Source organism: Plantactinospora solaniradicis (assembly GCF_042658085.1).
Classification (GTDB): Bacteria; Actinomycetota; Actinomycetes; order Mycobacteriales; family Micromonosporaceae; genus Plantactinospora; species Plantactinospora solaniradicis.
Map to the genome: position 1 here is coordinate 234,413 of NZ_JBHSPR010000017.1, position 22,016 is coordinate 256,428.

Consider the following 22,016-nt stretch of genomic DNA (forward strand, 5'->3'; position numbering starts at 1 on the left):
CCCTTGACCAGCCAGAACGGCCGGCGGTGGACACATGGGAACGGTCACCTGGGGAGACGGATCCGGGCCCGACGCGAACGCGTCGGACCCGGATCCACTGCGCACGATCAGGCGTTGACGGTCTGCGGCTGCTGGTCCGAGCTGCCGCTTCCGGCACCACCCTGGTTCGGGTCGGAGTCCGACATCGCCACCGGCTTACGCTTGCTGAACACCACCGCCGCGACGATGACCAGGGTCGCGCCGACCGCGATCCCGATCCGCACCGGGGTGTTCTTGTCCTCGCCGACGCTGAAGGCCACCACGGCCGGCGCGATCAGCAGGGACACCAGGTTCATCACCTTGAGCAGCGGGTTGATCGCCGGCCCGGCGGTGTCCTTGAACGGGTCACCGACCGTGTCGCCGATCACCGTGGCCTCGTGTGCGGCCGAGCCCTTGCCGCCGAAGGCGCCGTCCTCGACGAGCTTCTTGGCGTTGTCCCAGGCACCACCCGAGTTGGCCAGGAAGACCGCCATCAGCGTGCCGGCCCCGATGGCACCCGCCAGGTACGCGGCCAGCGCACCCGGGCCGAGCCCGAAGCCGACCGCGATCGGAGCCAGGATGGCGAGCAGACCGGGAGTCATCAGCTCGCGCTGGGCATCCCGGGTGCAGATGTCCACCACCTTGCCGTACTCCGGCCGCTGGGTGCCGTCCATGATCCCGGGCAGCTCGCGGAACTGCCGGCGTACCTCCATCACCACGGCACCGGCCGAGCGGGAGACCGCGTTGATGGCCAGACCGGAGAAGAGGAACACCACCGCGGCACCGATGATCAGGCCGACCAGGTTGCGCGGGTTGGCCACGTTCAGCGCGGCCAGGATCTCGGCGCCAGCGTTCTGCACCCCGGCCGTGACGTACGACGCGTCGAGCGTGTCGATGTACGACCCGAACAGCGCGGTCGCCGCCAGCACCGCCGTGGCGATCGCGATGCCCTTGGTGATCGCCTTCGTGGTGTTGCCGACGGCGTCCAGCTCGGTGAGCGTGCGCGCACCCTGCTCGTCGATGTCGCCGGACATCTCGGCGATACCCTGCGCGTTGTCGGAGATCGGGCCGAAGGTGTCCATGGCGACGATCACGCCGACGGTGGTGAGCAGGCCGGTGCCGGCCAGCGCCACCGCGAACAACGACAGCGTGATGGAGCTGCCGCCGAGCAGGAACGCGCCGAACACCCCGGCGGCGATGAGCAGCGCGGAGTAGACCGCCGACTCCAGGCCGACGCTGATGCCGGCGAGGACGACGGTGGCCGCCCCGGTCTGCGAGGACTTGCCGATGTCCTGCACCGGCCGCCGGTTCGTCTCGGTAAAGTAGCCGGTCAGCGCCTGGATGGCGGCGGCCAGCACGATACCGATCACCACCGCGCCGATCGCGATGATCCGCGGGTCCATCGGCTCGGCATCGCCAGCGGCCAGACCGAGGCTCTCCCGCCAGTTGTCCCCGAGCATCTCGGCCCAGGTGGCCGGGAGGTAGACGAAGGACATTACCGCGACGAGTATCGCCGAGACCACGGCCGAGGCGTAGAACGCCCGGTTGATCGCGGTCAGGCCGGACCGGTCCGAGGCGCGCAGTCGGGTGATGAACACCCCGAGGATGGCGATGAGCACACCGATGGTGGAGACGATCAACGGGAAGACCAGCCCGTGCTCGCCGAAGGCCGCCCGGCCGAGGATCAGCGCGGCGACCAGGGTCACGGCGTACGACTCGAACAGGTCGGCCGCCATGCCGGCACAGTCGCCGACGTTGTCGCCCACGTTGTCCGCGATGGTCGCCGCGTTGCGCGGGTCGTCCTCCGGGATGCCCTGCTCGACCTTACCGACCAGGTCCGCACCGACGTCCGCGGCCTTGGTGAAGATGCCGCCGCCGACCCGCATGAACATGGCGAGCAGCGCGGCACCGAAGCCGAAGCCCTCCAGCACGGTCGGCGCGTCGCCCTCGTAGAGGAGGACGACCGCGGCCGCCCCGACCAGGCCCAGCCCGACGGTGAGGAAGCCGACGACACCACCGGTACGGAAGGCGATCTGCATCGCCGCCTCCCGACCTCCCTGGTGTTCCCGTGCGGCTGCCGCCACCCGGAGGTTGGCCCGGGTGGCCAGTGCCATACCGGCTCCACCGATGAACGCGCTGAACGCGGCGCCCACCACGAAGAAGCCCGAGCGACCGATCTTCACCAGCGTCTCGCTGCCCTCGGTGTCGTGCACGGGCAGCAGGAACAGCAACACCACGGCAATCACGACGAATATGGCGAGGGTTCTGAACTGGCGGAGCAGGTAGGCCGAGGCGCCCTCTTGGACGGCACCCGCGATCTCCTGCATTTTGTTGGTGCCCTTACCGGTCGCCAGTACGGCCTTGGTCAGGGCGGCGGCAAAGCCGAGCGCCACCAACGCAATGACCGCCGCTACGACGACGTACGACAGGTTCTGACCAGTAAGGGACAGCCCGCCACTGTCTGGGGCCGCGACTACGGACATCTATGTCCTCCTGTACCAAACACTCGCGCCGGGCCGGCGGACGAACCGGCCAGACGTCTCCACGCGTGGAGCGACAATTAGCAAGCGCGTCGCCGGCCCCTCGCCCTCGGAACCGACGGCGATCACCGCCGGAGCAGGAGCGGGACCAGCACACTTGCTGATAACCCCGGGTACTCTAGCGGTCCGTCGTGTTGGAGGTCACACAGAGGACCCGCCCCGTCGCGATGATCTTCATCGCTGTGTTACCGCCGCAGCTCTGGTATTGCGCACGATCGACTCGGCCAGCACCGCAATATCAGCTCGGCGGGCATGCTGAAATCAGCTCGGCCAGCACGGCAACATCAGCTCGGCCAACACGGCGGGGATCAGCTCGGCGGGTGGTGCCTGATCAACCCGGCAGGCGGTGCCGGGCGGTGTACAGGTGATGCCGGGTGTTACCGGCCGACCGGCCAGGCCATCCGCACCTCGGTGCCGACGCCCTCGTCCACCGGCCGTACCTGAAGGTCCTCGACGAAGCCGGCCAGCAGGGCGAACCCGACACCCACCGTCAGCGCCTCGTCGGTCAAGGACTCGTCAGCCAACTCGTCGGGCGGCAGCGCGGCCAGGCCCAACCCGGCCTCGATCGGCGCCCGGTCGATCACCCGGACCGTGTACGTCGGCCCGTCCGACATCTCGACCAGCACCAGCTCGGTCAGGCCGTACTGGCGGTGCAGGGCGACCGCGCGGGCACAGGCCTCGCCGATCGCCAGTCGTACCTCGTCGAGCAGTTCCTCGGCGACGCCGGCCCGGCGGGCGACCGCGACCCCCACCAGCCGGGCGGTGCGGACGTGAACCGGTGCCGGGGTGAACGACAGTCTGACTCTCGACATCACGCCTCGACCGTCGACATCACTCGCCGGAACCGGACAGGTCCGCGCTGATCGCGGCATCGAGCGTGGCGTAGATCGGGAAGACCTGGTCGAGGGCGGTGATCCGGAAGATCTTGAGCAGCGGCTCCTTGTCGCAGATCAGGCCGAAGCTCCCGTTGACGGGACGCAGCCGCTTCAGCGCGCCCACCAGCACGCCCAGCCCGGTCGAGTCGAGGAAATCCACCCGCCCCAGGTCAACGATGATCCTGCGGGCCCCGCCGTCGATCAGTTCGACGAGACGCTCGCGCAGCCGAGGGGCGGTGTAGACATCCACCTCGCCGCCGACCTCCAACACCGTGTGCTCACCGATGGTGCGGGTCGTCAGCGACAGATCCATCAGTCCTCCTCTGACCGCCAGGAATGCTCCTGGGCATCTAACCATCGACCAGCGGGACGCGCACCGACGGTGCACCCACCGCTACCCGGCTGTCCGGCGCCCGTACAACAGTGCGAGAGTGCAGGGCGTGACGTCCCCGCCAACAGTATCGGCCGGTACCGGCGCCGATCGGCCCCGGTCGGCCGGTGGTCCGGATCCGGACGAGCTGTTGACCCGGTTGCTCACCCGGAGCGCCCGCGGTTCGGCCGGGGACCCGGTCACGCACGTCGAGCGGGTCCCCGCGCGCCCCGGCATCGTGGCACCGTGGCCGGACTGGGTGCCGGCGGAACTCCGCGCGGCCCTCGCCGACCAGGGCGTGGTCGCGCCGTGGCGCCACCAGGCCGAAGCCGCCGACCACGCGTACGCCGGGCGGCACGTGGTGATCGCCACCGGGACCGCGTCCGGAAAGTCGCTCGCCTACCAACTGCCCGCCCTGGCCACCCTGCTGACCGACCCCCGGGCCACCGCGCTCTACCTGGCGCCGACGAAGGCGCTCGCCGCCGACCAGTTGCGGGCCGTGACCAGTCTCGGTCTCGACGGGGTACGACCGGCGTGTTACGACGGCGACACCCCGCGCGCCGAACGGGACTGGATCCGGCAGCACTCCCGGTTCGTGTTGACCAATCCGGACATGTTGCACCACGGCATCCTCCCTGGACACGCGAAGTGGTCCGGCTTCCTGCGCCGGCTGGCGTTCGTGGTCGTCGACGAGTGCCACACCTACCGGGGAGTGTTCGGATCACACGTGGCCCACGTGCTGCGCCGGTTGCGTCGCCAGGCCGCCCGCTATCCCCGTACCCCGGGACAGCCGGCGCCGGGCCCGTCCGCGCTCTCGCCGTCCCCCTCGTCCTCGTCCTCCCCCTCGTCTTCGTCCTCGTCCTCGTCCTCGTCCTCGTCTTCGTCTTCGTCTTCGTCTTCGTCTTCGCTGGGCCTGCCGGCGCAGCGGCTCGGGTCCGGGCCGACGGAGAGCCCGGTGTTCGTGCTGGCCTCCGCGACGTCCGGTGACCCGGCGGCGGTGGCCGAGCGGCTGACCGGCCTGCCGGTCAGCGCGGTCACCGAGGACGCATCGCCGCGCGGCGGGCTGACCTTCGCGCTCTGGGAGCCGCCGCTGCTGCCGCCGTCGTCGGCCTCGGAGCCGACCGACGCCGCCGAGGACGCGGAGTCCGCCCCGGACGGGGACGCGGAGTTCAACGCCGCGCCGGTACGCCGCTCGGCGTTGCGGGAGACCGCCGACCTGCTCAGCGACACGGTCGCGGCCGGGGTACGGACGCTGGCGTTCGTCCGGTCCCGGCGTGGCGCGGAGGTGATCGCCACCACCGCCCGGCGGTCCCTGGACGAGGCGGTACCCGGTCTGGGTGGCCGGGTCGCCGCATACCGGGCCGGTTACCTGCGAGAGGAGCGCCGGGCCCTGGAGCAGGGCCTGCTCGGCGGCGAACTGCTCGGACTGGCGTCGACCAGCGCGCTGGAACTCGGCGTCGACCTGGTCGGCCTGGACGCGGTGCTGATCTGCGGCTACCCCGGCACCCGGTCCTCCCTGTGGCAACAGGCGGGCCGGGCCGGGCGATCCGGCGGGGAGGCGCTCGCGGTGCTGGTGGCCCGGGACGATCCACTGGACACCTATCTGGTGCACCATCCGGAGGCGCTGTTCGGCCGACCGGTCGAGGCCACCGTGCTCGACCCGGCCAACCCGTACGTGCTGGGACCGCAACTGTGCTGCGCGGCGGCGGAGTCCCCGCTGACCCCCGCCGACCTGGAACTCTTCGGGGAGGGCGCCAAGGAGGCGGTGGAGGCACTGGTGGCCGGGGGTGCGCTCCGGCGACGCCCCACCGGCTGGTACTGGCGACACACCGGACGGCCCGAGGTGGACCTGCGGGGCACCGGCGGAGCGCCGCTCGACGTGGTCGAATCGTCGACCGGGCGGCTGCTCGGCACGGTCGATCCGGCGTCGTCCCACTTCCAGGTCCATCCCGGCGCGGTCTACCTGCACCAGGGCGTGTCGTACGTGGTGGACGACCTGAATCTCGACGACGGGTGCGCGCTGGTGCACGCCGAGGAGCCGGACTGGTCCACCCATCCCCGGGACGTCACCTCGCTCTCCGTCGTCTCGGTCCGGTCCTACCTGGACGCGGGGCCGGTCGGAATGTTCCTCGGCGAGGTCGACGTGACCAGCCAGGTGGTGTCGTACCAGCGGCGACGGCTCGCCTCCGGCGAGGTGCTGGCCACCCTGCCGCTGGACCTACCGGCCCGGGAGCTGCGTACGGTCGCGGTCTGGTTCACCGTCTCGCCGGAGTCGCTGGCGGCGGCCGGGGTCGAGGTGGCCGACGTACCGGGCGCGCTGCACGCCGCCGAGCACGCCGCGATCGGGCTGCTGCCGCTGGTCGCCACGTGCGACCGCTGGGACATCGGCGGGCTGTCGACCGCCGCCCATCCGGACACCGAGGCGCCCACGGTCTTCGTCTACGACGGTCACCCGGGCGGCGCGGGGTTCGCCGAGCGGGCGTACCACGCGGCGACGGCGTGGCTGGGCGCGACCCGGGACGCGATCGCCGAGTGCGGCTGCGAGACCGGCTGCCCGTCCTGCGTGCAGTCCCCGAAGTGCGGAAACGGCAACAATCCGCTGGCCAAGGGGGAAGCGGTCCGGGTGCTCGACGTGGTGCTGACGAACCTGGCGAAGGTCGCCCCGGCGGAGCCGACCGGAAACTGATCGCGGATAGTCGGTATTCGCATGTATGGATCTAAGTAGATCGGGTTAAGTTACGCTGGGAGCGCTTCCACGGATCCGCCTGAGGAGGACGTCGTGGCCGACACCATCGCCGAGACCGTCGAACTGCTGTACACCATCGACCAGGCTCACCTCACCGTCGATCAGCAGATCGCCCTGTCCCAGGCGTACGCGGCACTGGCCCAGGCCGAACGCCTGGACCAGATCCACCAGATGCTGCACAGCATCCACCAGGTGCTCAACAGCTGGGTGGTACGGAAGGCAACCGAAGGCGGCATCCGCTGAGAACGGAACACCGGCGCCCCACCGGCCCGCCAGCTCGGAGACCGCCGAACCGGTGGGACCCGGGACCTGACCAGAACCCCCGCCGGGCCGACTCGGGGGTGGGCCCGCACCGGCCGCTCAGCCGGATACGGAGAAGCTGTTGGTGACGAAGTCCCGGCCGCCGGCGGCCGAGGTGATCTCGTAACCGAGTTGGACATCCCCGATCGTGACGTCACCGAACCAGCCACGACTGCGGATCCAGGTCGCGATGGCCCGGATGTCGACCGCCGGAGTTGGTGTTGCTGGTGCGGATGAACGAGTAGACCTGGTTCGAGCCGTTCGATCCCCGGTAGATGTTCCAGGAGTGACCGCCGACCGCCGCGGTGACCTGGAAGCTGCCGAGCGGCCCGACCGGCCCGTACTTGTTCATCCACAGCATGATCTCGTGGGCGTGGTCAGACGACCAGACGTCGTACACGGTGGTGAAGGCGACACCGCTGGTCGGCACGGTGACGTTGAAGCTGCTCGCGACCGGGCCGAGGGCACTGACCCGTCGCCCGATGTAACGGGGTTGACCCGGGCGGGTCGACCCGTCGATCCGCTTCGGCCGAGGCAGGGAAGAGGGCGCGCGCGACATGACCTCACCGGGCAACTTAGTTTTGATTCCAAACTAAGTCAATAGATGTACACCGATCACATTCGAGCGAAGCCGCGCCACGTGCGATCGCATTGACATCCCCAAATTTTTGCTCGTAGAGTGAGTTCCCCTCACCCTCCGTCACCTCCGCGCCCGTCTCCGAAGGCAGGTCGTCGCCGTGTCCACGCCCGCCAGCACGATGGCCGCCCGCCACCGGCCCGCCCCTGCGTACGCCGCGATCGTCATCCCTCTCGTCCTGGCCGTGACCACCGCGACGGTGGCGCTCCCGGCGACCGTTGCCGTACCCGCCGCTGCGGTGGCTGCGGCGCCGCTACTCGGCGACGACTTCGAGGACGGCAACGCGTCGGGCTGGTCCACCTCCGGCGGACAGTGGTCGACGGGCTCCGACGGCTCGCAGGTGTACCGGCAGCGCAGCGGGAGCGCCGGCGCGAGCGCCCGGACCGGCGATCCGACCTGGACCGACTACACGGTCAGCGTCCGGGTCAAGCCGACGACACTGCGGCCCGGCCGCTCGACGATCGGGGTGCTCGCCAGACTCCAGTCGAGCACCAGCTACTACTACCTCACTCTGCGGTCGGACAACCAACTCGAGTTGGGCAAGCTGGTCTCCGGCCGGGTCACCGCGCTCGCGACCGCCCCGGCGACGGTCATCCTCGGCGCGTGGCACACGCTGCGGCTGGCCGTACTCGGCAACTCGCTCGTGGGCCAGCTCGGCACGGTGTCGGTCAGCGCCACCGACGGCCAGTTCAACGCGGGCCGGATCGGGCTGGTCACCACCTCCGCCGCCGGCTCCTTCGACGATGTCCTGGTGGAGCCGCCCGCGCCGGCACCGGACCGGCAGGCACCCAGCACGCCGGGCCAGCCGCAGGTGCTGGAGGTCGTACCGGGGGCGGTGACCATCACCTGGCCGGCGTCGACCGACAACGTCGGGGTGACGCAGTACTACGTCTACCAGGGTGACCAGTTCTACACGCAGTGGATCGCCCGGATCGTCCCGGACAACAGCCCGCTGACCCTGACCCTCGGTGCGACGGCCGCGATCAGCCACTTCTCGGTGTCCGCCCGCGACGCGGCCGGCAACACCTCGACGATCTCGTCCCGGGTGACCGTCCCGCAGCCGCCGAGCTTCCCCCGCAGCGGTGACAACACCGTCCCGCCCACCGCACCGGGACGACCCACGGTGCTCGGGGTGACCGCCAATGGCTACCTCCTCGGCTGGGAGCCGGCAACGGACGACCTGGGCATCGTCGAATACCACGTCCACCACGTGTTCAACGTGGACGAGATCCGGGTGGCCGCCAAGGTCACCACCAACACCGCCGTCATCGCACCGCGCGGCGGCTACGAAACGGTACGGATCGTCGCGTACGACGCCTCGTGGAACTCCAGCAGCAGCGTCACGGTCCAACTCACCCCGCCACCGACCCCGTCCGCCCTGCCACCGACGCCACCGACACCACCGGCCAGGTGATTTCCGCTCGCGTGCCGATCCGTCACCCGGCTACGGTCACCAGGTGGTCACGTTGTCGCGGCGGTACCGCTACATCGGTCCGGCGGAGATCCTGGCCGGAATAACGCCGGACGACGCCGGGACGCCGATCACTGCGCCGCGTGACTTCGCCGGCTGGGTGTCGACGGTACCGGCGCCGGATCTTGCCGAGCCGTTCACCTTCGTGGTGGATCTCGACGGCGTACTGCGGTTGGCGCCCCGGCGAAGTGAGCATGTCGCCTGCGCCGCAGGGCGGGACGTGCTCGGCGCCGGAGAGATCGCCTTCGTACGCCAACCACCCGACGAGGCGGGTGCCGGGCGGCTCGGCTGGAGGGTCGACGAGGTCAGCAACCAGTCCACCGGCTACTGCCCGGATCTCGACTCGTGGCCGGCGGTCGCCGCCGCTCTCGACCGGGCCGGCCTTGCCCACCCCGACGGCTTCACCGCTGGCTTCGTGTTCCGCCGCTGCCCCGACTGCCACCAGTGCAACGTGGTCAGGGACGACGACTTCGTCTGCGCGCTCTGCGGTGCCGACCTGCCTGAGCGGTGGAACCTCGACTCCGGATAACCGGGTCAGGTACCCCAGCGAGCGCGCCAAGGTCCGCCGCGACCCAAACCTGGTGCCGGGCCACCCCGGGCAACTCTGCGGCTGGGTTGCCCGCCGCCTCAGGGCAGCGGGACGACGTAGGAATCGACGCGGGCGATGAGCCCGTCGCGGAACGTGAACAGGTCGTTGAAGGCGAACCGGAAGCGTCCGTGGTCGACGCTGACGCCGCGACCCTCTCCCGTGGTGACGACGACCGGGCCGTCCTCGTGGACACGATGGACGTCGAGTTCGGGGCTGCCGGTGAACGCCGGGTTCTCGATCTCGCCGTCGAACTCCGCCTTGCCGCGGGTGGTTCGGTGGCCGTGGATGACCCACTCGACGTCGTCGGTGAGGGTCGCGAGGATTCGCCGGTGGTCACTGGTCCGGAATCCGTCGAAGTATTCCGAGACGAGGTCGCGCTGGGTCGTCTGGGTCATGGCATTCTCCGTTCTGGTGTTGCCTTGTCGTGCTGCAGGTGCGTGGCGAGGGCCTCGAGGATCGAGGCGAGTCCATCGGCCGCTTGGGATGTCCGGAGCTCAGGGGGAAGCCGACGCTGGTGGATGGTGAGGTGCGTGCCGTCGTCGGCGGGGTGGATGGTGACGGTTGTGCGGATACCTGTGGAGGGCTCGTCGAACACGAGTTCGTGGGGTGCCGCGATGCTCAGGTAGACGAACCGGAGCCGGCGGGTCGCGCCGTCCGGCGCGCGAGTGTCGAGCGTGAATTCTTCGCCGGGACGCAGGTCGACGGTTACGGACTCAGGGGGCACGGTGGCGTGCGAGCCGCCCCAGAACGCCGCGATGCTTGCCGGCGAGGTGAACGCGGCCCAGACGCGTTCGGGCTCGGCCCGAAGGTAGCGCTCGGCGATCAGTTCGTCGCCGTGGAGCTCTGCGCCGGCGGTCAACGGACCGCTCCGTCGTCGGTGAGGTGCTGTTCGAGAGCGTCGAGCCGGTCGTCCCAGACACGGCGCTGGTCGTCGATCCACGTGCCGAGCAGCGACAACTGGTCGACCTTCAGCCGGCAGGGGCGTCTGGTGCCCTCGCGTCGCTGCTCGACTAGGCCGCACCGCCGCAGGACACCGACGTGGTGAGAGATCGCCTGCGGGGTCAGGTCGAAGGGCTCGGCAAGCTCGCCCACCGTGGCGTCACCCTGGGCGAGACGAGTCACCAAGGCACGACGGACGGGGTCGCTGAGAGCGGCGAAGGCCGAGTCGAGGTCTGGGCCGGGTGCCACGAGCAAGGTCGACATGGCATCACCATAACGCAAACGACCGTTTGCGCAAACGACCGTTTGCAGAGCTGCCCTGCGGCGGCGGATCCGGCGTACCCATGGAGGTTCCCGCTCAGCCACGGACGGGTCCGGCCCGGCTTGTCGCCCGGGCGTTCCTGGTGAACCCGGGTAGCGGCTCGACCAGCACCTCCGCGGTGATCTGCACATCGAATCCGTCCAACGTGCAACTGGTGAGCCGGGCGCTGTTCGCGGCGGCGATGGCCGCAGCGCGGCCGCAGGCCGAGCCCGGGCCTTCGAGGACGCGGGCGGCCCCGGCGAGCGCGCCAAGGTCCGCCGCGACCCGGGCCTGGTGCCGGGCCACCCGGGCGGCTCCGATCGCCGACCCGCCAAGACTGAACAGGACCAGCACCAACCCCGCGACCAGCAGCCACACGGTCGCGCTGCCCCGATCGGAGCCGACCCGCCCAAGCTGGTCCGCCGCAGGATCCCGGCCCGCCGTTCCGGTCTTCGCGAGAACGGCTCCGGTGTTCACGAGAACGGCTCCGGTCTTCACGAGAACGGCTCCGGCGCCCCGGGTTCGACGGCGGCCACCGCAGTCCCGGTCACGGTCAGTTTCGGCAGTCGAGCGCCCAGCGCCCGGACCGGCGCCCGGACGGTGGCGACCACCCGGTCACCCTCGACGGCCACCGACACCACCGAGCCCGGTGGTGCGGCGGCGGCACCGGCCGGCACTCCGGGCGCGCCGCGAGAGGCGGCCAGCGCCGCCTCCCGCGCCGCGTCCACGCACTGCCCCTTGATGATCACTGCGTTGACCGCGGCGAGCCCAGCGAACAGCAGCAACATCAGCGCCGGTAGGCCGGCCGCCAACTCGGCGGTGAACGAGCCCCGGTCGCGGCCGATCCTCCGGCGCCGGATCACGGCAGGGCCCGCTCGATTACGCCGGTCAGCGCGGCCTGAACTCTGCCTGAGGTCAGCACCTTCAGCAGAATGCCGGCGAAGGCGACGGCGGCCAGGGTGCCGACGGCGTACTCGGCCGTGTTCATTCCCGCATCGTCCCGTAGCCGGACGATCAACTTGCGCAGCATGGAGTTCCCCTCTCGTATGGTCACAGCACGTCGCCGAGCACGGCGACGATCACCGGCACCAGGCCGGCGAGAATGAACGCGGGCAGGAAACACAGCCCCAGCGGCAGCACGATCAACACGCCCGCCCGGCGTGCCGACGCCTCGGCAGTGGTGACCCGGTCGGCACGCAGGTCGTCGGCGAGCCGGGTCAACGCTCCGGCGAGCGCCGCGCCACTCGCCGAGGAGCGGACCGCTGCCCTCGTCAGCCGCTCGGCGCCGGGCACCGGCCCGAGCCGGGGCCATGCCTCCTCGGGGCCGCCGCCGAGCCGGAGCGTCCGACCCACCTGTTCGAGCCGCTCCCCCAGTGGCCCCGCCAGCGCCTCGGCAACAGCGAAGACCGCACGGTCGACCGGCGCGCCGGCCCGCAACGCCGCAGCCAGGAGGTCGGCCGCGAGCGGAAGGTCCGCCGCTTCGCGCAACCGGCGGCGCCGTACGGCCGCAGGCTCGAACCGACGTAGCAGGCGATCGAGGCCGACGGCCGTCAACACTCCGACCAGTACGCCCAGCCAACCGCCCAGGACGACCGCAGCCGCCAACCCGCCCAGTCCGGCGCCGAGCCGGATGAGGTCCATCCACCTTGGCCGACCCGGCCGGCTCCGTTCCACCCCGACCGGCCCACGCCCCGCCGACATCCCGCCGCTCGATCCCGCCTCGGCAGGTGCGAGCGCACGGCTCGACCAGCCTTCGTCACCCAGTTCGGCAAGTCGACGGCGGGCCGACCGGCGAGCCCGTCCTCCAGCGGTCGCCACCAGCACCGCAACGCCGAGCAGGACCAGCGGCAGCACCGTCCGGGCCGCCATCACGCCGCCCAGGTGGCGCCAGCACCAACCCCGCCCGCCGAACGACCGACGTTGCCACCGCCCCGGCCGCCCGCCCGGCCAGCGCCACCGCCGAGACCGCCCGCCCAGGTCACGCCGCCACCGGCCGGCTCCGTCCCGGAGCCACCGGCACTGAGCCGACTTGCCCAGGCCAGGCCCGCGAGTTGGAGGGCGATGGCGCCGAGCGCACAGGCGGCGCCGATCGGGGTGTACAGCAGGATCCGCAACGGGTCGACCCCGATGCCGTAGCCAAGGGCGATCCCACCCAACGGCAGTCCGGCGAGCAGCCAGGCGGTGGCCCGCGCCCCGGCCGCCTGTGCCTCGGCCGCAGCCAGCCCGCGATCCATTGCCCGCGCGTCGGCCTCGATCCGCTCGATGAGATCGGCGAGCGGCGCACCGGTCTGCTCGGCAAGCCGTACCGCCGCCCGGGCGAGTTCGACCATCCGGCCCGACGCTTCGGCGGGGAGCATCGCCACCGACGGTGACAGCCCGGCCCGCAGGTCGGCGGCGAGCGCACACAACTCGTCGAGTTGACGCCGGTGTACCCGATCAGCGACGACGCCGGCCCGCCTTCGCAGTAACCCACGCGCCGCCAGCCCGGCGTAGGTCGCCGCCCCGATCGCGCCGACCGGACCGCCGACGAGCGCCCCGGCGACTCCGACCAGGACGGCGACGAGCAGGACGCTCCGCCACGGCGGGATCGAGACGAGCAGGCGGTCCGCTGTCCTCCACCATCGGTTCTCGGGGGCCCGATCGGCCGTCCCGTCCGTCATCCCGGACCCGGTCGGCCACCCCTGGTCGGGAGCGGGCTGCCGAGACATGATCCTCCGGTGCCTCTTCCGGGCCCGCCGGCTCGGCCAGGCCAGCAGGACCGCCGCGCCGACCAGGCAGGCTGCGGCCAGCCACCACGCGGTCACGGCGTACCCCGGACAATCTCCCGCTGCCCCGAGCCGATCGCCGTACCGCTTCCGGGTGCGGCGGCGAGCAGGGGCGGTACCGGCACCGCCCGATCGGCGATCAACGTCGCCAGCGCCGATGCGGCCGGTCCCACTCCCCGATCCCGACTCCACGCCGGTACGACGGTGACCAGCCGCTCAGGACCCGCCGGCAGCAACAGGCAGACCGCCTCCAGCACCCGACCAGCGTCGGTACGACGCACCTGGAGCAGCACCTGCAACGCGGCGGCCACCTGGGCGTGCAGGGCCGGCCGGGGCAGCCCGCCGAGCGACCCCAGCGCCTCCAGCCGGGCCGGTACGTCCGCCGGGGCATTCGCGTGCAGGGTGCCCGCCCCACCCTCGTGCCCGGTGTTCAACGCACACAACAGGTCGACGACCTCGGCTCCCCGGCACTCGCCCACCACCAGCCGGTCGGGCCGCATCCGCAACGCCTGGCGGACCAGCTCGCTCAGCCCGACCGAACCCGCCCCCTCCACGTTGGAGGTCCGGGCCTGGAGGCCGACGACGTGCGGGTGCAGCGGTCGCAGTTCGGCGGCGTCCTCGACCAGCACGATCCGCTCTGTCGGCGGCACCAGGCCCAGCAGGGTGTTCAGCAGGGTGGTCTTCCCCGATCCGGTCCCGCCGACCACCAGGTACGCCAGCCGGGCGGCGACCACCGCGGCGAGCAGCACGGCGGCGGGCCGGGACACCGTGCGGTGGCGTACCAGGTCGTCGAGGGTGAACGGGTGCTGCCGGAAGGTACGCATCGACAGGTATGGCCCGGTGGTCGCCACCGGAGGCAGGACGGCGTGCAGCCGGGTTCCGTCCGGCAACCGCGCGTCGACGTAGGGGCTGCCCTCGTCCAGCCGTCGGCCACAGGCGGCGGCGAGCCGTTGGGCGAGTCGGCGTACGTCGTCGGGGGTGCCGAGCGGCACCGGGACCGGGGACAGGCCGGCGCCCCGGTCGATCCAGACCTGCGCACCGTTGACCAGTACGTCGGTGACCTCCGCGTCCGCCAGCAGCGGTGCCAGCGGCCCGGCACCGACCAGGTCGTGGTGTACCCGGCTGGCCATCCGGAGCACGGCGGTGTCGCCCAGTACGGCGGCACCCGGCTCGGCCCGTACCGCCGAGACGACGGCGGCCGGGGTGACGGTCGTACCCTCGGCGGCGAACCGGCGTCGGACCCGGGCGGCGAGTTCGTGCGGCTGCCCGCCCCGGGCGGTCATTCCGCGCCCGCCCGGATCCCGACCGCGCCGGTGAGGTCGGTGATGATGCGCTGGCACAGGGCGGCCAGCGGACCCCGTCCGGTGGCGGCCGGAGCCTCGCCCCGCTCCAGGTTGCGGCACAGGCCCGGCTCCGGACGCAACGTGCCGACCAGTGGCAGATCGAGTGCCCGGGCGACCTCGCGGGCCTTGAGCCGACCGGGTGCCGGACCACGCACGATGACCGAGAGGTTGGCGCAGTGCAGTCCGGCGACCGCGGCCACCCGGGCCGCCGCGGCGGTGGCCCGCAGCTCTGCGGGCACCAGGACGAACGCCTGGTCGGCCGCCTGCAACGCGATCACGGCCGCGTCGTCGAGTTGGCGGGGCAGGTCCACGATGACGACGTCCCGGCCGCGTCGGCCGGCGTCCATGGTGGCCGCCATCGCCTCGGCCGGCAGGGCGAGCAGGTCACCCCGGTCCCAGGAGAGCGCCACCAGGTCGCCACGGCTGGGCAGCGCCCGGACCAGCGCCGGTGCGTCGACCCGGCCGTCCGCCTCGGTCAGCGCGGGCCAGCGCAGGCCCTCCAACTGTTCCCAGCCGAGGACCAGGTCCAGGCCGCCGCCGAGCGGGTCGGCGTCGACCAGCAGGGTACGCAGGCCACTGCGGGCGGCCGTGACCGCGAGGCCGCCGGCCAGCACGCTCGCTCCGGCGCCGCCCCGACCACCGATCACCCCGACGATCCGGGCCGGGCCGTCCGTCATGCCCCTACCGGCCGCCCCCTCGGCGAACCGGTCGACCAGCCATGGCTCGGCCGCCGGCAGCACGGCCACGTGCTCGGCGCCGATCAACTCGGCCACCTCCCAGCCGCCGTCGCCCTGCCCCGACCGGCCGACCAGGACTATCCGGGGCCGGCGGGGCAACCTCGACCGCAGACAGGCCTGGGCCTGGTCGGTGCCGACCAGCACCTGCGGCGCGGCGGCCCAGCGGGACCGGGCAGCGGCCGGATCCTGGGCCACCTCCACCTCGCTGCCGCCCGCCGCGGCGAGCCGTAGCAGTTCGTCGAGCAGTTCGTTGTCCGAGGTCACGACCAGGGGCAGGCGCGGTCCGGGACGGACCGGGGTACGCGGTGGCATCACGTCCTCCAGCGGGGGATCCGGCTCCAGCGGGTGGTCCGGTTACCGGCACACCCTGGCGTCCGGTTCGCCCCTCGCCAACGCCCCGAAGGCCGGGCTGTGGATAACTGAGCCGGCTGTGGATAACTCGTTCCACCCGAGTGGATCTGCTAAGCGAACCCGCGCATAGCGGCACCAATCTGGCGGGGGATGCCACGCCTCCCGTCGTACGCCGAACGGGTTTTTCCGGGCGGGGACGCGGGCGCGGCGCGCGGGCACCGGCCCTTCGCGGGACGTCGGCCGGCGTGCGATATCCCGGAGCGGTACGGGTACGCGACCACCGGAACCTGCCGCTACCGCAGGAAAGTCAAGGGGAGGAGCAGCCGTCATGGCGCAGTCCGTGAGCAGCGTGGTGCTGGAGCCGGCCGCACAGGAAGTGGCCCGGATGACCGCTAATCCGCCGTTCCTGTTCCAACTCACCCCGGCGCAGGGTCGGGCGAAGCTGGCCGAGTTGCAGTCCGGCAACACGCCGAGGCCCGAGGCGGACATCGAGGACATCATGGTGCCCGGCGGCCCGTCCGGTCAGGTCCCGGTCCGGATCGTCCGACCCAGGGGCGAGGGGCCACCTCGCCGAGACGGTGGAGGGGGCGGCAGGTTACTCGACCGGGTCCGCGCCGCCGCCCACGAGATGATGCAGCCGAAGGGGGTCGGCGGGATGCTCCCGGCCGTGCTCTACCTGCACGGCGCGGGCTGGGTGTACGGGGATTCCCACACCCATGACCGACTCATCCGCGAACTCGCCGTGCAGTCCCACTCGGCCATCGTCTTTCCGGAGTACAGCCGGTCGCCGGAGGCGCGGTATCCGACCGCGGTCGAGGAGTGCTACGCGGTGGCGCAGTGGATCGCCGACCAGGGCGGCGACTACGGCCTGGACACCTCCCGGATGGCCGTCGCGGGCGACTCCGTCGGCGGGAACATGTCCACGGTGCTGGCGATGCTGGCCAATCAGCGCAACGGCCCCCGCTTCGCCCAACAGGTCATGCTCTACCCGGTCACCGACGCCAACTTCGAGACCGGGTCCTACCGGGAGTTCGCCGACGGCTACTACCTCCGTCGGGAGCAGATGATGTGGTTCTGGGACCAGTACCTGCCCGACCGGGCCGAACGGTCGAACCCGATGGCGTCGCCGTTGAACGCCAGCATCGACCAACTGAAGGGCCTGCCGCCCACGCTGATCACGACGAACGAGGCGGACGTGCTGCGCGACGAGGGTGAGGCGTACGCCTCGAAGCTGCGCCAGGCCGGTGTTCCGGTGACCCTGGTCCGCTACCAGGGCATCATCCACGACATGGCGATGCTCGACTCGCTGGCCAAGACGCAGGCCGCACAGGCCGTCACCGCACAGGCCGCGCTGACCCTGAACCGCGCCCTGCACCACCCCTGACCGGTGTGAGTACCGCCGCGTGTCGGATTTGAGTAGCGGCATGGGCATAACCGTGACGCCCCAACGGTTACCGGGCTGCCCGGCCCCGTCGCTCCACACCACCCGGTCCGGGCCGCCGGGCCACCGTCCACCCGGTCCCCGGACTCCGGCGACCAACACCGGAACCGGCGGCGCGACCCGTGACTCGTCGCCTCGGTAAGGCGTTTCGGCCCTCTCCGACAGGGGTTGACCAGGGTCGGTGCGACGAAACCGATAAAAGCGACGACCCCCGTCGGGGGGAGACGGGGGTCGTCTGGGGTTCGGCTCCGGGGGGGTCGAGCCGAACCCGCTCAGCGGTCACGGGGGGTGCGACCGCCGAGGGTCTACCGAGCACAGAGGATATGAAAGTGTGTCGTAAATACAAGCATGCCTGAGTCGACCCGTATACGTCGAGTGGCGTTAACTTCCACTCCCTGCGAAAGTCTGCCTTCGCAGTGTGACAGTGATCACCAGGCGGGCTGATCAACCGCTCAGTCGGTAACCGGCCGACAGGTGCCAAAGGTGACCCCGCGCACCCGGTGACCATAGACCATCCGGCTAGACTTTCGCGCCGTGGGCCGAAGCGCCGCTTTTTTCGATCTGGACAAGACCGTCATCGCCAAGTCGAGCGCGTTGGCGTTCGGTAGGCCGTTCTACCGGGACGGGTTGATCACACGTCGAGACGTGGTCAAATCCGCGTACGCCCAGCTCATGTTCCGGCTGGGCGGCACCGACGAGCAGACAATGGCGCGTACCAGGGACTACCTGGCCGCACTCTGCAAGGGCTGGCCGGTGGACCAGGTCCGCCAGATCGTCGCCGAGACACTGCACGAGCTGATCAACCCCTACGTGTACGCCGAAGCCGCGGCGCTGATCGAGGAGCACCAGGCCGCCGGTCGGGACGTCGTACTGGTCTCCGCCTCCGGTGAGGAGATGGTCCGACCGATCGGCGAACTGCTCGGTGTCGCCGACGTGATCGCGACCCGGATGTCGGTGGTGGACGGGCGCTACAGCGGCGAGGTGGAGTTCTACGCCGCCGGGCCGAGCAAGGTCGACGCGGTCGGCGAGCTGGCCCGGGAACGCGGCTACGACCTCGACCAGTCGTACGCGTACTCCGACTCGGTCAGTGATCGTCCGCTGCTGGAGTGCGTCGGGCACCCGAGCGCCGTCAATCCGGACCGGGCACTGCGCAAGCTGGCCACCGAGAACGGTTGGCCGGTACTGGAGTTCCGGCACCCCGTACCGCTCGGTCGGCGGCTCCGGGAACGCCCTGCGGTGCCGGTCGCGGCGGCGGCCATCGGAGTCGGCGTCGGCGTGGCCATCGGCATCGCCTGGTACGGCCGGCATCGTCGGGCCCGCGCCAGCACCGCCTGACGGCCAGGGGTTGGTAAGAAGGGGCCCTTCTTATGCAGAAAGCGATAAGAAGGGGCCCTTCCTTTCAATCAGGTGAGTACCTCGTCGCCGATGGCCGTCAGCCGCTCGGCGCCGAGTTCGATGGCGGTGGCGTAGTGGCGTAGCCAGGAGCGGACCCCGTCGGAGGTGCCGGTGGCGAACGCGCCGGCCGCGCCGACGTACTCCGGCTCGCGTTCCAGGTGACCCAGGTCCACCGCGATCAGCCCGCGCGGATCCAGACCGGTGGCGAGCAGGGTGAGTCGGGCAGCGGCCCGGGCCACCACCCCGGAGGGCCCGGCGAAGGGCCGTAGCGCGAGCAGTTCTCCGTGCACCACCGCGGCGAGGATCAGCGGTGACACCGAGGTTCCACCGACGACCAGGCCGGCCAGGCCGTCCAGCCGGGCGCTGAGCGCGCGCAGTGCGATCGACTGCCCGCCGGGCGGGACGACGCCGGGATCGGATGCCGGGATCGGGCGGCCGAGTTCGTCCTCGGGCACCGTGCCCTGGGCGGCCAGCGTGTGCAGCTTCGCCAGCACCTGGCGGGGTGCCCTGGGCCACAGGTCGGCGAGCCCCGGCAGCGCCCCGGCGACCCGCAGGGCGCCCTGTAGCACCGGGTCGGTGACGGTGCCGGCCCGGACGGCTTCACGCTCGTGGACGTACCCCTCCAGGGCGGAACTCGCCACCGCGGACCGGAGGCTGACCTCGGCCGCGACCTGGCCACCGTGCCGGCGCAGCGCGCGGTGCCGCAGCGCCTCGTCGACCCGCTCGCGGGCGCGGTCCACGGCTGGCGCGACGTCGGCGAGGCTGAGCAGCGGGGCGAGCGGATCGGTCGGCACTCTGCCACCGTAGTTCCCAGCGCCGTGGCTCCCGGCGTCGGAGTTCCGGGCGCCGTGGTTCTCGACGTCGTGGTTCTCGACGTCGTGGTTCTCGACGCCGGTGTTCCCGGGGGGCGACGCGACCCGTCCCACCCAGGCCCGCCCAGGCGGAGCCCGGGTGGGACCGGCGAGCGCCGGAAGTCGGCCATTCGGCGCGCTCTGGTGCCGGAGCGCTCCAGATCCCTCGCACCAGCCACGACACGCCGATTAACCTCCTACCGAACACACGTCACGCGACGCCTGAGGAGCCCCCACCATGAGCGAGACTCTGGCAAACCTGTTGCAGGAGACCCGGCAGTTCCCGCCGCCGGCCGAGCTTGCCGCCGCCGCCAACGTCACCGCCGCCGCCTACGACGAGGCTGCCGCGGACCGGCTGGCGTTCTGGGCCCGGCAGGCTGGCCGGCTGGACTGGTCGAAGGAGTGGGACCAGATCCTCGACTGGTCCAACCCACCGTTCGCCAAGTGGTTCGTGGGCGGCCAGCTCAACGTCGCCTACAACTGCCTGGACCGGCACGTCCTCGCCGGCAACGGCGACCGGGTGGCCATCGAGTGGGAGGGTGAGCCCGGCGACAACCGCACCATCACGTACGCCGACCTGCTCGCGATGACCAGCCAGGCGGCCAACGCGCTGACCGATCTCGGCGTCGTCGCCGGGGACCGGGTGGCGATCTACCTGCCGATGATTCCGGAGGCGGCGGTCGCGATGCTCGCCTGTGCCCGGATCGGGGCCACCCACAGCGTGGTCTTCGGCGGCTTCTCCGCCGACTCGCTGTCCAACCGGATCCAGGACGCGACCGCCAAGGTCGTCATCACCGCCGACGGCGGGTACCGGCGGGGCAAGCCGTCGGCGCTGAAGCCGACGGTCGACGAGGCCGTCAGCCGGTGTCCGAGCATCGAGCACGTCCTGGTGGTCCGGCGTACCGGCCAGGAGGTCGACTGGACGGACAAGGACCTGTGGTGGCACGAGACGGTGGAGACCGCCTCGACCGAGCACACCGCCGAGGCGTTCGACGCCGAGCACCCGCTGTTCATCCTCTACACGAGCGGCACGACGGCCAAGCCGAAGGGCATCCTGCACACCTCGGGCGGGTACCTGACCCAGGCCGCGTACACCCACCACGCGGTCTTCGACCTGAAGCCGGAGACCGACGTCTACTGGTGCTCCGCGGACATCGGCTGGGTGACCGGGCACTCGTACATCGTCTACGGTCCGCTGGCCAACGGCGCGACCCAGTTGATGTACGAGGGCACCCCGGACACCCCGCACCGGGGCCGGTTCTGGGAGCTGATCCAGAAGCACAAGGTGACCATCCTCTACACCGCGCCCACGCTGATCCGCACGATGATGAAGTGGGGCGCCGACATCCCCCAGAAGTACGACCTGTCGTCGCTGCGCCTGCTCGGCAGCGTCGGCGAGCCGATCAACCCCGAGGCGTGGATGTGGTACCGGGAGAACATCGGTCGGGGCGAGTGCCCGGTCGTCGACACCTGGTGGCAGACCGAGACGGGCGCCATCATGATCTCCCCGTTGCCGGGGGTGACCGCGACCAAGCCGGGCAGCGCGATGCGCCCGCTGCCGGGCATCACCGCCGACGTGGTCGACGACCAGGCCGGGTCGGTGCCGAACGGTGGCGGCGGCTTCCTCGTGCTGCGTGAGCCGTGGCCGTCGATGCTGCGCACCATCTGGGGCGACGACGAGCGGTTCGTCGACACCTACTGGTCCCGGTTCGAGGGGCTGTACTTCGCCGGGGACGGGGCGAAGAAGGACGACGACGGTGACCTGTGGCTGCTCGGCCGGGTCGACGACGTGATGCTGGTGTCGGGGCACAACATCTCGACGACGGAGGTCGAGTCGGCACTGGTTTCGCATCCGTCGGTCGCCGAGGCTGCCGTGGTCGGCGCGACCGACCCGACCACCGGACAGGCGATCGTCGCGTTCACCATTCCGCGCGGTCACGTCGACACCTCGGGCGAGGCCGGCGAGGCCCTGATCGCCGAGCTACGTGAGCACGTCTCGAAGACGCTCGGCCCGATCGCCAAGCCGCGCCAGATCATGCTGGTGGCGGAGCTGCCGAAGACCCGTTCGGGCAAGATCATGCGGCGGCTGCTCCGTGACGTGGCCGAGAACCGCTCTCTCGGCGACGTGACGACGTTGCAGGACTCCTCGGTGATGGAACTGATCTCGGCCGGCATGCGCTCGGGCAAGTCCGACGAGGACTGACCGCCCCGCGGCACGGACAAGATGGGCGGGCCCGCTGCGGGTCCGCCCATCGTCGTCGCCGGGCACTGTCGTCCGGGGGCCGTCGCGGCGAGTGGTCGTCGGGCGACTGGTCGTCGAGCGGGGCCGGTTCCGGACACAGCGCTG

Annotated in this window: 21 protein-coding genes and 2 pseudogenes; 8 read left to right on the plus strand and 15 right to left on the minus strand. The window is 71.4% G+C overall.

The genetic code is table 11. The features are described 5' to 3' along the window. Positions 1–107: 107 nt before the first annotated feature. From ACFP2T_RS20765 to ACFP2T_RS20775, 3 genes are all read right to left on the minus strand, one after another. Positions 108–2,501, minus strand: coding sequence for a sodium-translocating pyrophosphatase (locus ACFP2T_RS20765; RefSeq protein WP_377424272.1), 2,394 nt, complete (start codon positions 2,499–2,501; stop codon positions 108–110). A gap of 434 nt (positions 2,502–2,935) precedes the next feature. After that, entirely contained in the window at positions 2,936–3,373 is a 438-nt protein-coding gene (locus ACFP2T_RS20770) for an ATP-binding protein (RefSeq protein WP_377424273.1), read from the minus strand. 16 nt (positions 3,374–3,389) lie between these two features. Next, positions 3,390–3,746, minus strand: coding sequence for an STAS domain-containing protein (locus tag ACFP2T_RS20775; RefSeq protein ID WP_377424274.1), 357 nt, complete (start codon positions 3,744–3,746; stop codon positions 3,390–3,392). On the opposite strand from ACFP2T_RS20775, the pseudogene ACFP2T_RS20780 reads away from it, so the two are divergent. The 3 genes and pseudogenes from ACFP2T_RS20780 to ACFP2T_RS20790 form a co-directional block, all read left to right on the plus strand. Then, positions 3,745–4,584, plus strand: a pseudogene (locus tag ACFP2T_RS20780) (DEAD/DEAH box helicase); the annotation flags it as partial. The gene ACFP2T_RS20775 and the pseudogene ACFP2T_RS20780 overlap by 2 nt on opposite strands. Before the next feature lie 171 nt (positions 4,585–4,755). Beyond that, positions 4,756–6,489 (plus strand): annotated as a pseudogene (locus ACFP2T_RS20785) (Zn-binding domain-containing protein); the annotation flags it as partial. 93 nt (positions 6,490–6,582) lie between these two features. Further along, positions 6,583–6,792: a hypothetical protein gene (locus tag ACFP2T_RS20790; protein ID WP_377424276.1), complete on the plus strand. Its 210-nt coding sequence runs from the start codon at positions 6,583–6,585 to the stop codon at positions 6,790–6,792. A 211-nt stretch (positions 6,793–7,003) separates the two neighbouring features. Here the strand turns inward: ACFP2T_RS20790 and ACFP2T_RS20795 are convergent, their stop codons facing one another. Beyond that, entirely contained in the window at positions 7,004–7,408 is a 405-nt protein-coding gene (locus tag ACFP2T_RS20795) for a GH12 family glycosyl hydrolase domain-containing protein (protein ID WP_377424277.1), read from the minus strand. 178 nt (positions 7,409–7,586) lie between these two features. Here ACFP2T_RS20795 and ACFP2T_RS20800 point away from each other — a divergent pair, with 178 nt between their 5' ends. After that, positions 7,587–8,900 carry a fibronectin type III domain-containing protein gene (locus ACFP2T_RS20800; RefSeq protein WP_377424278.1) on the plus strand — a complete coding sequence of 438 codons (1,314 nt, stop codon included), beginning with the start codon at positions 7,587–7,589 and terminating at the stop codon, positions 8,898–8,900. A gap of 43 nt (positions 8,901–8,943) precedes the next feature. Then, entirely contained in the window at positions 8,944–9,486 is a 543-nt protein-coding gene (locus ACFP2T_RS20805) for a hypothetical protein (protein WP_377424279.1), read from the plus strand. A 98-nt stretch (positions 9,487–9,584) separates the two neighbouring features. Here the strand turns inward: ACFP2T_RS20805 and ACFP2T_RS20810 are convergent, their stop codons facing one another. The 10 genes from ACFP2T_RS20810 to ssd all read right to left on the minus strand — a co-directional run bounded on the left by ACFP2T_RS20810 (position 9,585) and on the right by ssd (position 15,895). Then, entirely contained in the window at positions 9,585–9,941 is a 357-nt protein-coding gene (locus ACFP2T_RS20810; protein WP_377424281.1) for a nuclear transport factor 2 family protein, read from the minus strand. After that, on the minus strand, positions 9,938–10,405 hold the full coding sequence (locus ACFP2T_RS20815) for an SRPBCC family protein (protein ID WP_377424282.1): 468 nt from the start codon (positions 10,403–10,405) through the stop codon (positions 9,938–9,940). The genes ACFP2T_RS20810 and ACFP2T_RS20815 overlap by 4 nt, the downstream gene beginning before the upstream one ends. Next, positions 10,402–10,749 (minus strand): ArsR/SmtB family transcription factor, encoded by a 348-nt coding sequence (locus ACFP2T_RS20820; RefSeq protein WP_377424283.1) that lies wholly within the window; start codon positions 10,747–10,749, stop codon positions 10,402–10,404. Before ACFP2T_RS20820 ends, ACFP2T_RS20815 begins: the two co-directional genes overlap by 4 nt. A 94-nt stretch (positions 10,750–10,843) precedes the next feature. Further along, positions 10,844–11,284, minus strand: a complete 441-nt coding sequence (locus tag ACFP2T_RS20825; protein WP_377424284.1) for an Rv3654c family TadE-like protein — start codon at positions 11,282–11,284, stop codon at positions 10,844–10,846. Further along, positions 11,281–11,649 (minus strand): TadE family type IV pilus minor pilin, encoded by a 369-nt coding sequence (locus tag ACFP2T_RS20830; protein WP_377424286.1) that lies wholly within the window; start codon positions 11,647–11,649, stop codon positions 11,281–11,283. The genes ACFP2T_RS20825 and ACFP2T_RS20830 overlap by 4 nt, the downstream gene beginning before the upstream one ends. Beyond that, entirely contained in the window at positions 11,646–11,816 is a 171-nt protein-coding gene (locus ACFP2T_RS20835) for a DUF4244 domain-containing protein (protein WP_377424287.1), read from the minus strand. Before ACFP2T_RS20835 ends, ACFP2T_RS20830 begins: the two co-directional genes overlap by 4 nt. A 20-nt stretch (positions 11,817–11,836) precedes the next feature. Next, complete coding sequence (locus tag ACFP2T_RS20840) at positions 11,837–12,655, minus strand: type II secretion system F family protein (RefSeq protein WP_377424288.1); 819 nt, start codon at positions 12,653–12,655, stop codon at positions 11,837–11,839. After that, positions 12,655–13,590, minus strand: coding sequence for a type II secretion system F family protein (locus ACFP2T_RS20845; protein WP_377424289.1), 936 nt, complete (start codon positions 13,588–13,590; stop codon positions 12,655–12,657). The genes ACFP2T_RS20840 and ACFP2T_RS20845 overlap by 1 nt, the downstream gene beginning before the upstream one ends. Beyond that, a complete protein-coding gene (locus tag ACFP2T_RS20850) occupies positions 13,587–14,834 on the minus strand; it encodes a TadA family conjugal transfer-associated ATPase (RefSeq protein WP_377424290.1) in 1,248 nt (415 codons plus the stop codon). Before ACFP2T_RS20850 ends, ACFP2T_RS20845 begins: the two co-directional genes overlap by 4 nt. Beyond that, on the minus strand, positions 14,831–15,895 hold the full coding sequence (gene ssd, locus ACFP2T_RS20855) for a septum site-determining protein Ssd (protein WP_377424515.1): 1,065 nt from the start codon (positions 15,893–15,895) through the stop codon (positions 14,831–14,833). Before ssd ends, ACFP2T_RS20850 begins: the two co-directional genes overlap by 4 nt. 415 nt (positions 15,896–16,310) lie before the next feature. Here ssd and ACFP2T_RS20860 point away from each other — a divergent pair, with 415 nt between their 5' ends. Next, complete coding sequence (locus ACFP2T_RS20860; protein ID WP_377424291.1) at positions 16,311–17,366, plus strand: alpha/beta hydrolase; 1,056 nt, start codon at positions 16,311–16,313, stop codon at positions 17,364–17,366. A gap of 591 nt (positions 17,367–17,957) precedes the next feature. Further along, positions 17,958–18,758 (plus strand): HAD family hydrolase, encoded by an 801-nt coding sequence (locus ACFP2T_RS20865; RefSeq protein WP_377424292.1) that lies wholly within the window; start codon positions 17,958–17,960, stop codon positions 18,756–18,758. A gap of 68 nt (positions 18,759–18,826) precedes the next feature. On the opposite strand, the gene ACFP2T_RS20870 is transcribed toward ACFP2T_RS20865, so the two are convergent. Then, entirely contained in the window at positions 18,827–19,612 is a 786-nt protein-coding gene (locus ACFP2T_RS20870; protein WP_377424516.1) for a Fic family protein, read from the minus strand. Positions 19,613–19,907: 295 nt separating this feature from the next. On the opposite strand from ACFP2T_RS20870, the gene acs reads away from it, so the two are divergent. Further along, positions 19,908–21,872, plus strand: coding sequence for an acetate--CoA ligase (gene acs, locus ACFP2T_RS20875; protein WP_377424293.1), 1,965 nt, complete (start codon positions 19,908–19,910; stop codon positions 21,870–21,872). Positions 21,873–22,016 lie beyond the last annotated feature (144 nt).

Bases quoted from the DNA above. Each gene is read 5' to 3' on its own strand.
- ACFP2T_RS20810 (WP_377424281.1), bottom strand. From the start codon at position 9,941: ATGACCCAGACGACCCAGCGCGACCTCGTCTCGGAATACTTCGACGGA.
- ACFP2T_RS20850 (WP_377424290.1), bottom strand. From the start codon at position 14,834: ATGACCGCCCGGGGCGGGCAGCCGCACGAACTCGCCGCCCGGGTCCGA.
- ACFP2T_RS20835 (WP_377424287.1), bottom strand. From the start codon at position 11,816: ATGCTGCGCAAGTTGATCGTCCGGCTACGGGACGATGCGGGAATGAAC.
- ACFP2T_RS20820 (WP_377424283.1), bottom strand. From the start codon at position 10,749: ATGTCGACCTTGCTCGTGGCACCCGGCCCAGACCTCGACTCGGCCTTC.
- ACFP2T_RS20860 (WP_377424291.1), top strand. From the start codon at position 16,311: ATGGCGCAGTCCGTGAGCAGCGTGGTGCTGGAGCCGGCCGCACAGGAA.
- ACFP2T_RS20775 (WP_377424274.1), bottom strand. From the start codon at position 3,746: ATGGATCTGTCGCTGACGACCCGCACCATCGGTGAGCACACGGTGTTG.
- ACFP2T_RS20795 (WP_377424277.1), bottom strand. From the start codon at position 7,408: ATGTCGCGCGCGCCCTCTTCCCTGCCTCGGCCGAAGCGGATCGACGGG.
- ACFP2T_RS20765 (WP_377424272.1), bottom strand. From the start codon at position 2,501: ATGTCCGTAGTCGCGGCCCCAGACAGTGGCGGGCTGTCCCTTACTGGT.
- acs (WP_377424293.1), top strand. From the start codon at position 19,908: ATGAGCGAGACTCTGGCAAACCTGTTGCAGGAGACCCGGCAGTTCCCG.
- ACFP2T_RS20840 (WP_377424288.1), bottom strand. From the start codon at position 12,655: ATGGCGGCCCGGACGGTGCTGCCGCTGGTCCTGCTCGGCGTTGCGGTG.